At 61.1% G+C, this 11,882-nt stretch carries 8 protein-coding genes and 1 pseudogene; 4 read left to right on the top strand and 5 right to left on the bottom strand.

The window, feature by feature from the left end; all coding sequences use genetic code 11:
- The first annotated feature begins 21 nt into the window (after positions 1-21).
- Together FHG66_RS20490 and FHG66_RS20495 are read left to right on the top strand one after the other, a co-directional pair.
- Positions 22-1,386: an oligosaccharide flippase family protein gene (locus FHG66_RS20490; RefSeq protein WP_139079009.1), complete on the top strand. Its 1,365-nt coding sequence runs from the start codon at positions 22-24 to the stop codon at positions 1,384-1,386.
- A 76-nt stretch (positions 1,387-1,462) separates the two neighbouring features.
- A pseudogene (locus FHG66_RS20495) lies at positions 1,463-1,953 on the top strand (DDE-type integrase/transposase/recombinase); the annotation flags it as partial.
- 109 nt (positions 1,954-2,062) lie between these two features.
- On the opposite strand, the gene FHG66_RS20500 reads toward FHG66_RS20495, so the two are convergent.
- Together FHG66_RS20500 and FHG66_RS20505 are read right to left on the bottom strand one after the other, a co-directional pair.
- Positions 2,063-2,707: a class I SAM-dependent methyltransferase gene (locus tag FHG66_RS20500; RefSeq protein WP_139079010.1), complete on the bottom strand. Its 645-nt coding sequence runs from the start codon at positions 2,705-2,707 to the stop codon at positions 2,063-2,065.
- 409 nt (positions 2,708-3,116) lie between these two features.
- The gene (locus FHG66_RS20505) at positions 3,117-3,680 is read right to left on the bottom strand and encodes a recombinase family protein (RefSeq protein ID WP_139079011.1); all 564 of its coding nucleotides are present in this window, start codon (positions 3,678-3,680) and stop codon (positions 3,117-3,119) included.
- Positions 3,681-5,060: 1,380 nt separating this feature from the next.
- Here FHG66_RS20505 and FHG66_RS21780 point away from each other — a divergent pair.
- Positions 5,061-5,891, top strand: a complete 831-nt coding sequence (locus FHG66_RS21780) for a glycosyltransferase family 4 protein (protein ID WP_176556378.1) — start codon at positions 5,061-5,063, stop codon at positions 5,889-5,891.
- Between the two features lie 52 nt (positions 5,892-5,943).
- Here the strand turns inward: FHG66_RS21780 and FHG66_RS20515 are convergent, their stop codons facing one another.
- Complete coding sequence (locus tag FHG66_RS20515; RefSeq protein WP_139079013.1) at positions 5,944-6,357, bottom strand: hypothetical protein; 414 nt, start codon at positions 6,355-6,357, stop codon at positions 5,944-5,946.
- Positions 6,358-6,360: 3 nt separating this feature from the next.
- Positions 6,361-7,521 carry a MobQ family relaxase gene (gene mobQ / locus FHG66_RS20520; protein WP_139079014.1) on the bottom strand — a complete coding sequence of 387 codons (1,161 nt, stop codon included), beginning with the start codon at positions 7,519-7,521 and terminating at the stop codon, positions 6,361-6,363.
- A gap of 1,277 nt (positions 7,522-8,798) precedes the next feature.
- Between mobQ and FHG66_RS20530 the strand changes: the two genes are divergently transcribed.
- A complete protein-coding gene (locus FHG66_RS20530; RefSeq protein ID WP_139079015.1) occupies positions 8,799-9,326 on the top strand; it encodes a hypothetical protein in 528 nt (175 codons plus the stop codon).
- Between the two features lie 1,051 nt (positions 9,327-10,377).
- Here the strand turns inward: FHG66_RS20530 and FHG66_RS20535 are convergent.
- Positions 10,378-11,076, bottom strand: coding sequence for a helix-turn-helix domain-containing protein (locus FHG66_RS20535; protein ID WP_139079016.1), 699 nt, complete (start codon positions 11,074-11,076; stop codon positions 10,378-10,380).
- Between the last annotated feature and the right edge of the window lie 806 nt (positions 11,077-11,882).

Genomic DNA, 11,882 nt, shown 5'->3' on the forward strand with positions numbered 1-11,882 from the left:
AAAAAAGGAAGGGGCTAGAAGATGGTACGCGGCCTAATAGGGGGTACTGGGCTTGGCGTCCGACTCATACGCAGCTCCGGATTAATCTTTCTAGGATTCAGCGCTTCACAAGCAATTCGGCTAGGGTCAAACCTGATCCTGACACGCCTTCTCTATCCAGAAGCATTTGGATTGATGGCGCTAATAATCGTCTTCTTGGTGGGTTTGACCATGCTGTCGGATATCGGAATCGCTCCGTCTATCCAGCAAAGTTCCAGGGGGGATGATCGCAGCTTCATCAACACCGCTTGGACAATCCAGGTGATTCGCGGGGTAATACTATGGCTAATCTGTTGCCTGCTTGGGGTAATCGCAGCGTGGGGTTATGGCGAAGACCAATTGAGAGCCATGCTGCCCGTCGCCGGACTCTCCCTGCTCATTTCCGGTTTTGACCCGACTCGGATCGAGACAGCCAGCCGCCATCTATCCATGGGACGTTTAACGGTGCTGGATCTACTGGCACAGGTCGTAGGTCTAGCCGCGCTGCTGATCCTTGTTTGGATTATGGGATCGGCATGGGCCCTAGTGATCGGGGGCGTCCTGAGCTCGCTCATTCGCCTCGTCATCATGCACACCTTGCTTCCGGGTCAAGCTAACTGGTTCCACTGGGAACGGGACGCGGCCGTCGAGCTGATCACCTTTGGGAAATGGATTTTCCTTAGCACCCTGTGCGGCTTCATAATAATTCAAGGTGATAAGGCGATCTTGGGAAAGTACCTCAGCTTAGAGGCGCTGGGAATCTACAACATCGGCTATTTTCTGGCAGGTTTCCCGCAAGCGCTAGCAGGAGCGGTGATGAGTCGGGTAATGATCCCGCTACATCGCGAGTGCCCACCGGGCACGTCGGCCGAAAATTATGCTAAGGTACGCAAGTCCCGTGCCTTGATGACAGCTACCGTGCTCACCATGCAATTCGTCATGGCCTTCTTTGGAGTATGGCTTGTAGAACTAATGTATGACCAGCGCTTCGTCGCTGCAGGAAGCGTTGTCACAGCGATTGCTTGTATGAACATCCCATACCTGATCGGGATGACTTATGAGTATGCTGCCCTGGGGCGCGGCGACTCCCGCGGACTCTTCCATCTCCTACTGCCAAAGGCGATGGGGCAAACAATATTGTTCATACTAGGTTTGTCCTACTATGGCCTTCCAGGAGCTTTAGCAGGAGTTTGGCTGTCCCAAATTATTACCCACACTTTGGTGATCAGGCTTGCCCGCCAGCATGGCGCTTGGGATCCTTGGCACGATCTTATCTATGGCATGTTAGGTTTGATCCTCACCGGCCTAGCGCTTTGGTATCACTGGGGTGAACTTGCTCTGCTTGGGACATTCTCTACTGCCCAGTAGTTCTACGAGCGTTTGCGCAAGAGAGGCCGCGCTTCCCATCCGCTGAAGAGCAACTTTCGCAGAAGTACATACGTCCACGGCCGACATCATCACTCTGGCCCAAGAGTACGGCCGTTATGGCTATCGCAATTTCACGGCCCTGCTGTGCCAAGCCGGCTAAGTGGTGAACGCGAAGCGAGTGGAGCGCATCTGGCGACGCGAGGGGCTCAAGGTGCCCGCTAGGCAGCCCAAGAAGGGACGGCTCTGGCTGGCTGACGGCTCATGTGTCCGGCTCAGGCCTGAGCACCCGAACCACGTCTGGTCTTACAACTTCATCGAGGACCGGACGCATAACAGGTGCAAGTTCCGGATACTCAACGTGGTCGATGAGTTCACCCACGAATGTCTGGCCATCCGAGTGGCTCGCAAACTCAAGGCCGTGGACGTGATTAATGCCCTGTCCGATCCGTTCATACCTCACGTGGCGTGCCCAGCCACATTCGCTCCGACAACGGGCCGGAGTTCGTGGCCCAAGGCCTCCGGGACTGGATCACGGCAATTGGATCCAAGACTGCCTATATCGAGCCTGAACTGGCCCTCCTTTCGACCGGACACTCAGGGCTAGACATGGAGGCTTAGGTTTATGCCTGAGCACGTGCTTACGCCTGAGGTCGAGATCATCACGGACGGGGGCCGGTTATGCGCGGACTGCAATATAAGATTTTGTAATACCAATTAGATGCTCTGTCATAATCTTAGCCTCAGGAAAAAGTTCACGCATCTCACGATGAGAGAGCACGGAGGTTCCCTGGATCATTTCCGTCCATTCTGGCAATTTTCTAAACCAACTGCGCATGAAGTAAGCCTTGACTGGTTCAGGGTAGAACCACCAGAAGGGCATATAGGTATGCGCCTCAATTGGAAACCAAATCGAAGGTGTCTGAACCCAGTAGCGGGGCGCTAGCCGCCGCACCTCTCGCGCCATCATACGTTGCTTTTCCGGTCCCCCTACGTGTTCAATGACACTGTTACTAAAGACAATATCAAAACTCTGGTCAGAGTAGTTTGTAATCTTGCAGGCATCTCCCTCTACACAACTTACGTTATGATGAGAGCTCTTTGAGTAGTCATGAGGCTCGCCTGGAAGATTGAGCACAGTAAGGTTTAAGGGTACCAGTACACTGTCCCAGAACTCGACAGTTCCCCCAAGATCAATAACGCGCTCTCCGCCTTGCAGCCTCATGGCTGAAATAAACAGATTATTTCGGTGGCTGCGCATATATGATGAAAAGGGTACAAGCAGGCGCTTGGAAGCATGTAGTCTGGCATACTTCAGATCCATGTCTGCTCGCCTCCGCCACCAACTAGAAGATACAAAACACTCTAAGTATTACTGTATGCAAGAGTATTATCTAGTCTTCACCTGTCTCGGTGGACACGAGGTTAGCTCGCATTCACTCGGCCCTAAGGTATCTCACCCCCGAACAGGCCGAGATGGAAGCGAGCTAACCTCGTGTCCACCAACGCGGGGGAAGATCAATGGCTCATGTCAGAGGCAAGGAGGACAGCGTGACGCGTTATGCCGACATCGCGGCGGCCACAGGGTTTGATCCCTCGCGCTTGACTGGCGAGGAGATCTATCGGGTTCTCTCGCAACGGCTCTTAGACGAAGAAGTCGTGCTGGCCTGAGCGCCGAACTGTCCAGTTGAGACCGCTCCAGAGAGCCTACCACGCCAATTGAATGTAGGTCCTCAAGTCTCCACACCATGGGTCCCAGGCAGAGACCGGTACACGCTCGACCGCGCGATCCCGAGCCGACGGGCAATGACCGAAGGGCTGAGCTTCTCCTCTAAGTGCAGCCTTCGGACCTCGTCGGGGTCGATCTTCGGCTTCCGGCCTGTATAAACGCCTCGCTGCTTGGCGGCTGCGATCCCCTCCATCTGCCGCTCCCGGCGAAGATTGGTCTCGAACTCGGCGAAGACGCCCAGCATGTCGAAGAACGCCTTGCCGGTGGCGGTCGAGGTGTCCACCGGCTGCTCGGTGGCCTTGAGTGTCACGCCCTTGATCTTCAGCTCATGGACGAGGTCCTGCAGATCCTTAAGGCTGCGGGCCAGCCGATCGATGCGGCTAATGACCAGAGTGTCGCCTGCGCGCAGGAATTGCAGCAGGATGTTAAGCTCCGATCGGCCTTCGCGCTGGGTGCCGGTCTTCTTCTCTGACCGGATCACCTGACAGCCGGCAGCCCGGAGTGCCGCCTCCTGCACCGAAAGGTCCTGGTCACCGGTGGACACGCGAGCATAGCCGTAAAGGGTCATGGAGGTAAGTTCATGTCCTACTAGGGTCTAGACCTATCCTCCGTACCGTCCGACATGCACCAAAGCAACCCTATTTGGACGCACAAACCTGTCCGATGCACCTGACCGGCTGGAGTATACACAAAGAGGACCGAAGGCCGACTCCAGACACCGGCCGCTCTGGAAGTGGTGGACCGGCTAGCAGGTCCGGAGTCGGATCGAAGCTCAGATACGCCGCCTCAAGTCCTTCGGCGAACACATCGCCTTCCGAGAGCCCGACCGACACGCCGCCGAGATCGTGCGCGTTAACTGAACCCAAGGGGAAAGGGGAAGGCTCGGCTGCAGCCCAAATTGCGCAACAACACCCCTTTCGTATGCGCTCAAACTTCGATGGCGCGTGCATCGTTCATTATCTGGCCGGCTTCAAGCTATAGAACTTAGGGCGGCAGCCGATACCCAAAGAAGTGCTATCTCATTGGGATTGGCACGCGTTGACTACCTTGTTCCACGTCCGTTTTGATCAGAAGCGAAGCTTCTGGCGTGGCAGGCCAGGACGCTAGCTGTTGAGACGGTACGAAGCCTGCTACCACATCAATCAGTTTCACGATGAGTCAACTGTTTTGTTCTGAGCCCTTATTGAAGCGTTTCTGACTCAAGACAGGCTGTCATCCTTTTCTTCAACGCTCCAGTCCCCCTGAGTAACAGGCCTAAACCATAGCGTCTTGAGCAGAGTTCTGCACCTTTGACGATATGTGAGGTTGCCAACACCATTGTTTTGCTGCGAACATACTTGGATGGGATGCTGAAATCTAGTAATAAGGTAGGCTACTTCTTAGTTGCTCAAGCTTTCCACAGTCGATCGGATGGACAGTCGGTTCTCACTTCGGCTCGTAAGGCTATCTACACCTCTTAGATGAATCAGTCTTGCAGGAGAATGGGTACTGCCGAATGAGAAGAATATCAGAAGATACTCCTAAAGTGCTGATTGTTGCTCCCAATGCGTCGTCAGTTTTTGGCGGCGAGTCTTTCCTTCCACTACAGTATTTCCGACTCCTACGAAAACGCGGTTATCCAGTTAAGTTGGTAACTCATGCCCGCAATCGCCATGATCTGGAGGCATATCTCGGATCCGATTTGGCGGCCGTAAGCTTTGTGGAGGATACGGCCGCTCATCGTGCAGTATGGAGGTTCGGGAGCAGGTTCCCTGGGCTGATCCGAGAGGTGATCTTCGGTACGGCTCTTGCTAGCCTAGACGCCCTATTCCTCTCTATCATCATTCGGCGCCTCGTAAGAGAAGGCCACGTTGACGTAATTCACCAGCCCACTCCGGTCTCGCCGCTTGCACCGTCAGGTTTGCACCGGTTCAAGGTGCCTTTGATCATTGGGCCGATGAATGGAGGAATGAACTACCCACCCGGCTATGACGATCTCGAGGGCCCGCGGGCCCGCCACTTTGTTGCTTGGAGCCGCCGCTTGGCTTGGCTCATAAACCGTGCGATGCCCGGCAAGAGAGATGCTGCCGTACTGCTCGTGGCAAATGAGCGCACCCGAGCATCTTTGCCCTTCTCCAGCCATCCCGACGTCCGAGTACTTGTGGAGAACGGGGTCGATCTGGCGACTTGGCAAGTCGGTCACTTTCAGAAGCAGCCTGCCAAGTTGCCGAGTCATGTGCAGGGCAGCCTCCGGCTGATCTTTATGGGCCGTCTTGTTCCCTGGAAGATGGTGAACCTCACGCTGGAGGCAATCCAGCTAAGTCTGCGCCAAGGTGCCAATGTGACGTTGGATGTGCTAGGAGATGGGCCCGAGCGGGCTCATCTTGAGCAGTTAGTCAAGGATCAGAGCCTCGAGAGAAACGTCCGATTTCACGGCTATTTGCCGCAGGCCGCCTGCGCAGAGGTCGTTGCAGACGCCGATGCGCTGATACTGAACTCGGTGCGTGAGTGTGGCGGCGCAGTGATCCTCGAAGCGATGGCACTCGGCCTTCCAGTGATCGCAACCGATTGGGGGGGGCCTGCGGATTATCTAGATGAGTCCTGTGGGATGCTTATCTCGCCTGTACCTAGGGAGAGCTTCGTTGAGCGCTTGGGCGCAGCAATCCTTCAACTATCGTGGCAGCCGGATCTGCGTCGCCGGATGGGTGAGGCCGGCACCCGCAAGATCGTCGATCAATACGACTGGGAAAAGAAGATCGACATGATAGTCTCAATCTACGCCGAAGTGGCATCGGTCTAACACACGAAGTTCTGGGTGTTTAGTCACGCGCAACGTGGCAGCCGGGCTGACATCACAGTCCCCAGCTATGCCCCTCTTCCTCGTGGCCGAGCCGCTCGCGCTTCCTATCGATCTGCGCGCCAGTGATGGCGTAGACCAGGCTCATGCGCACCTCCGAACGGGCGGGCTCGCCGCCGCTGTCGAGCCATGCCCGCGCCAGGCACAGCGCGTCGAGCCGGTCCTCCGCGACCTGCAAGAGCGTCGCCTCATGGCCTTGGCCGAGCCGGGCGAGCGTGCCCCCGTCGAAGCGCCGCTCCATCTCCTCCCGGAACGTCCGCGCCTCCCGCGCGGTGGCAAAGGATGGCGCATCGGCGGCCTCTTCTCGCAGCCGCTCCACCACAAGGGCGAACGGGTCCTCCCGCTCGGCCACCGGTGCTGCGCGCTCCCACGCCAGCACGGCTTGGAGCCGCTGGCGAATGAGGTCCATCTCCTAGGCCGGGGCTTGGTGCCTTTTGCGCTCGGTTTCGGGCTCCACCGAGGCGTGGTCTAGGGCCTCTCGCCCTAGGATACGCGCGAGCCGGTCCTTGATGCTGTCCGTCTCCCTCGCGCGCTCCTGCTGACGGGCGCGCTCCTGCCTTTGCTGTCGCTTGTCGTCCTCTTGGTCGTACCCTGGCCCGTGCGTCTGCCCCTCTCCGATCCCGTGTCGTTGCGCCGCCGCTCGCAGGGCCGCGAGGCCCGCCCGCACTCGGTCCGCGCCCTCCTCCCGCGCGTGCGCGTAGGTCTCACGAGCTAGCTCCACCCGCTCCTGCATCGCGCGGGTAAGCGCCTCGCGCACAGCCGCCAGCTCCCGCAGCAGGCTCCGCGCGGCCCGGGCCTCGTGCACTTGGGCACCCCGCTCGGTAAGGGGCTCATAGGGGCGCCCTTCCTCCTCCGCTTCCCGCGCCTCTCGCCGCTCGATGGCGCTCACCACTGGCCCGAGCTTCACTTCGGCAGGGCGGTCCAGCGTCTCGGCTTGGATCTCGTCGCCGTGCGCCAGCGCCGCCTCGCGCTGCGCCGCCAAGGAGCGGTGGTCCACCCGCTCGTCCACCCCAAGCCGCTCGAGCGCCTGGTTCTGCAACTCGGCCCAGCGGGCGCGCATGTGCTCGATCTCCGGCCCGCCGGTCTGCTTGGCGTCGAGCACCCGGGTTTTGTCGGTCAGGCCCTCAGGGGTGAGCACCCGTGTGGTGGTGAGCACATGGGCGTGCCAGTTGCGCTGGTCGCCGTCCTGGTGAGGCGCGTGGATGGCCACATCGGCGGCCACCCCGTAGCGGGCCACCAGCTCGGCCGCAAAGCCCTGCACCAGCACGCGCCGTCCCTCGGCGTCCAACTCGGCAGGCAGCGCCAGCTCCCATTCCCGGGCGGTGACGCTGTTGGAGCGGGTCTCGCGGGCCTCAGCGGCGTTCCAGAGCGCCTGGCGGTCGTGGGCCCACTCCGGCGCGTCCTTTGGCACCAGAAGCAGCGAGGCCTCCACGCCCGCTTTGGCACGGTAGTCGTGCACGCGGCCTTCCCGCTCGCACACGACGCGCGAGGCCGTGCGGTAGGCGATGGCGGCCGTCGCGGAACGCCCGGCGGAGCGTTGCACGGTCTTAACGCTAAGGTGGTAAGAGGCCATGAGCTCACCCTTGTGCGGAGAAGCGGCGGACAGCGATGCGCGTCGGAGACGAGCGTCGACCTTGCCCCGCACGAGGGTGGGCCGTCTGGCCTTGCGACCTCCAGACGTAGGGTCGCCGGCCGAGCGTCTGGCCAGCCAGAGCCCTGCCACCGAGCGGGGCCTCGCACGCAGCCCGCGTGCGCCAGCTTGCGTCCCAGCCACGCCAGCCCTCCGGGATCCGGGCACTCCGGCGGAGAGACGGGGTCAAGGGGGGTGGTGCGGCCCGCAGCCTGCGCAAGCAGGCGAGGACCCGGCCCCCTTGACCCCGTTGGACCGCCTTACGCTGACCGGGCTCCCCTGCAAGGTCTGAACCTTGCAGGGGACTGCCCAGCGGCGAGCGCTCTTCGGGCTCCGCGCAGACGGGGCGAACGGTCGAGCCAGGCTCAGGCGTGGCAGCGCGTGGCGAGGCTCCCGCGAGCCTAGGCGCTGGTCCGTGAGGCGCAACGGGCGGGGCAGCCTGGGAGCCGGATGCGCGGGTCGGCGTGGCTGCGCCACCACGCTGCGGGTGATGCGGCCGAAGGACCACAGCCCCCACCGAGGGACGCGGGTCCGGACTGTCGGGGAGCACGACAAGCGTCGAGCAAACCGGTGCAGGTGCGCCTGGCCGCGATCCACCCGCGCAGGGTGGCCGGAGAGGGTGCGGGAGGGCGGGACGCGCCTCCTGCTCCGGCGTGCGCCAGCCCGACGGACCGGGGACGCCGTCGGCAGGGGGAAGCGGCGCGCTGCCCCCGGGAGACCGCACGCAAACTCGCAGAGTTTGCATAAGTGCGTCCTTCTCACATCCGTTCGTCAGGCCCAGACTACCGAGTGCAAGCTTTGCACGCAACTCAACTGAGAGCAGACTCGGGCAAAAGGACGGGCCATCTCAGGGAGAGGAGCACCATGGCCGAGACCGAACTCGAACGAGCCGAAAAGAGGTATGCTCAAGCCAAGGCTCGCCTCCAGGCTCTGAAGAACCGAGCCGCCACGCAAGCCCGCAAGCTCGACACCCGCAGGAAGGTTATCTTGGGTGGCGCCCTGGTCGATCTGGCGACGCGGGATGAGGACGCCGCTGCGATGCTCGACCGGCTGGTGCACAACCTCCCCCGCGAGCAGGACCGCAAGGCATTCGAAGGGTGGTCGCCAGGAGATGCGGTTCCGGAGGGCAGTGCTGGAGACAGGGCCGACAACGTGGGAGCTGACTCAGGCCCGGCCGCAGCTTCCGCTCCCGCTGACACTCCATCCCAACGGAGGACCTGATGCGCCCTCGTCCGCCTGCCGCCCCCACCTCCCCCGATGCTGACCTCCGCGACACCCTCGACCTGCTAAGCCAGGTCGTGGCTATCTTGTCCGACCGCCTCGATAGGCAGACCGCAACCCTCGACTGGCTGGCCAAGGGGCAGCTGCAGGCTCACGCCGCGACCTCGCCTGACCACGTGGCGGCTGCCACTGCCCAAGCCGTCACGGACGCCCTGGGCCCCCGCCTGACCGAGATCGTGGACGCCATGGAGGAGCTGAACGGCACCAAGGCCGTCCTGCGCGAGCGCTGGCGCATCGTCGATCGCGAAGAGGCCCGCCTGGGGCGCTGGCGGGTCCAGCCCTGGGCCGTGGTGGCCGGCATCCCGCTGGCGCTGGTCATCTTCCTGGCCTTCACTGTCCCCCGCGCCGTCGCTCAGACCTCGTTCACCTGCCGCGCTACTGGCGGCACTTGGTGGGAGGCCACCGAGCGCTACCCGGCCATCTGCCTGTTCGCGACACACGGGCAGAACGAGGCGAATGCCTCGTGAGAGAACAGGCAGATTGAGAAAGAAGAACGCTCGCCGCGGGGCAGTCCTTTGGGATGCGGGCATCCCAAAGAACAGGCGAAAGCATCAGGCGCTCCGGGTCCGTCCAGGGGGCCGGGTCCTCGCCCCGATGGAGCTGCGGGCCGCACCACCCCCCTGGACCGCCCCTCCACGCCAGAACCACAGCCTAAATCAGAGCAGGCAACTCGTTCTACGCCAGGGGCGTGCCAGTTCCAGTGAGCCGCCACCAGTGCCGACAAAGGTTATGGAAGGGCAGATGGTCTCCCTGTGTTCCCTGCCCTGCGAAACCATTTGTCCAGACCACAACCCTATGCAGGGCGGGGTGGTGGTCCGGATCCCTATCGACTATCCCGCAGCCAGCCCAGAAAGCCCCGCCGAGGCTGGACGGGCTCGGCCACTGCCAGCGGCTCCGCAGAGCGCTCCTGAGACTTCTCCGGAGCTGGTGGAGCGAGCAGACGTTGAAGGGCTCGCCGTTCTTCTTGCTCCGCGTCCAGTCGCTTCCGTAAATCCGCGATCGTCTCTTCCTGCCTTATAAGGATTGCCTCCCGCTCGCGCTCTAGGAGCGCCACCTTCACCCGCAACTCTGCCAACTCAACAGCCGTTGCAACGTTCTGTGTAACCCGTTGTGCTCCTTGTGCGTCCAGCTGTAGGCCTTGTGCTTCCTGGTGCACTGCATCATCTGCCCTATGCATCGCTTGTTGCAACTCATAGACTCGCGCCAACTCTGAGGCATCAACCCGATAAGTCTTGTCGTCTAAGCGCCTAGCAGACATCTTCCCGCTTTTTATGGCTCGGAAGAGTGTGGATCGGTTAACTCCTGCGGCCTTTGCCGCGTCTGCAAGAGTGTATTCCATCACCTTCCCCACATGTTGCAGGCCGTTGTTCACCTTGTGCATTGTGATGCAAAGCATCAAGGCGCAACGATGCGCCGCATCATTGTCCTTAGGCAAGCCTTCTCCGATCAGGCACGACAGTAGCTACCTGCTCTATATCTTTCTCAACCACTTCAAAGCCCGTTCCAGGCATCCTGATCTCAGGAAGAAACCCTAGATCTGGATTCTGACCGGCTGGCGGACTCGCGCTCCTGGACAGAACAACCAAGCTCTGCCAGCGCCCGCCCCAAAAGCCTATCGTTCACCTCGAGCACCGCGAGATCATTGAGGCTGAGCGCCGCTTTCATGGCCGCAAGCTCCTGGCGTTGGCTCTCACGATCGTGGGTGAGATCATCGGGCAGGGGCACGTCTTGGCCCTGGATCCCCAGGAGTCGTGCCGCCCGCGCGGGCAGGCTCAGCCGGTAGGCGTTGCTGGTCTGCCTGATGCGAGGACCGGGGCCGTCTCGCTCGACCGTCTCAAAGCGCCGGATCCAGTCCGCAAAGCCATGCGCCCGGAGCGCCGCCAGCGCCCGCACAACCGCATCCTTGGACCGCCGCAGCTTCCGAGTGAGGGTGTCAAGCGATGGCTCAAGCCGCCCCGTCCGGTAGTCCACAAGATTCACCAGGAACTCCAGAACCTCGAGGGCTACGTGACCCAGAGGGCCATTCCGCCGTCCAGGCTGACGCCCGGCAAGTTCATACTTGCGTGCCGCCAGCAGGACCCGCCGCACCTCGCGGCGGTCCGTCCGGCGCCAAAACACAGCCTCGCACTGGCCAGCCAGACGCGAGTGCCGGCGCACAGGCTGGCGGGCGCGTGCGGCATGGGCTCCGGCCAAGGCCGCCCCGATGGTCTTAAACATGATCCGTCGTTCTCCATGATGAGGAAGACCGACAGAAACGGGGCCACCCACGCGCGAGGCAAAGCTCACCCGGGGCAAGAATCCTCTTGCAAGCGCCCGGCGAGGTATGGGAAGCTGAGTTTGCACACACAGTTTCCCGGCTTTCTCGCCGGATATGAGGCCCGCCCCTGGCGGGTCTTCGTATTTCTGGGCGTTGGTGTCCCTGGTTGTTCTCCCTGTACCGCTTAGACCCGAGTCCACGCGGCGCTCGCCGTTATGGTGACGGAAGCGTGACCCGCAGGCAACAGGGTTTCAGCCCTGAGGTGAGCAGCCTTAGGCTGGCTCTCAGCCAGAGAGCCCCGAGATAGTGGTTTCTGACCTGACCTGAAATCCGGATCTGAACCTATCTTGGCTACGGAGTGCTCGGGGTTGAAAGGACGCGGCGCTACGCGAGCGGCCCCCGGTTGAACCCTCACTTGTAGCGTCGAGTCCGGTCAAAACGGAGGCTAGTTCACCACAGAAAATCGCACCGCTCTCCGAGGATACACGACCCCATTGATAGGCCATAGACCCCCTCATCGAGCTTGGCTAGCGTCCGTGGACTACTTGTCACTTGAGTGCGTGCAGCATGGGCCGCTACCAGCTTCACCCACTTGCCCCTTGTACCCTGCAAGACTGGGCAGCTCACCTGACTCGCCAAAGACTGTGCGTCTCCCCAGTCCTGCCTCTCGATTGTTGCAGCGAAACTAGATTGGTATGGCATCTCAATGGTCGGACAAAAAAGGAAGGGGCTAGAAGATGGTACGCGGCCTAATAGGGGGTACTGG

Source organism: Rubellimicrobium rubrum (assembly GCF_006152115.1).
Taxonomy (GTDB): Bacteria; Pseudomonadota; Alphaproteobacteria; order Rhodobacterales; family Rhodobacteraceae; genus Rubellimicrobium; species Rubellimicrobium rubrum.

Bases quoted from the DNA above. Each gene is read 5' to 3' on its own strand.
- FHG66_RS20490 (WP_139079009.1), top strand. From the start codon at position 22: ATGGTACGCGGCCTAATAGGGGGTACTGGGCTTGGCGTCCGACTCATA.
- FHG66_RS20500 (WP_139079010.1), bottom strand. From the start codon at position 2,707: ATGGATCTGAAGTATGCCAGACTACATGCTTCCAAGCGCCTGCTTGTA.
- FHG66_RS20505 (WP_139079011.1), bottom strand. From the start codon at position 3,680: ATGACCCTTTACGGCTATGCTCGCGTGTCCACCGGTGACCAGGACCTT.
- FHG66_RS21780 (WP_176556378.1), top strand. From the start codon at position 5,061: ATGAACTACCCACCCGGCTATGACGATCTCGAGGGCCCGCGGGCCCGC.
- FHG66_RS20515 (WP_139079013.1), bottom strand. From the start codon at position 6,357: ATGGACCTCATTCGCCAGCGGCTCCAAGCCGTGCTGGCGTGGGAGCGC.
- mobQ (WP_139079014.1), bottom strand. From the start codon at position 7,521: ATGGCCTCTTACCACCTTAGCGTTAAGACCGTGCAACGCTCCGCCGGG.
- FHG66_RS20530 (WP_139079015.1), top strand. From the start codon at position 8,799: ATGCGCCCTCGTCCGCCTGCCGCCCCCACCTCCCCCGATGCTGACCTC.
- FHG66_RS20535 (WP_139079016.1), bottom strand. From the start codon at position 11,076: ATGTTTAAGACCATCGGGGCGGCCTTGGCCGGAGCCCATGCCGCACGC.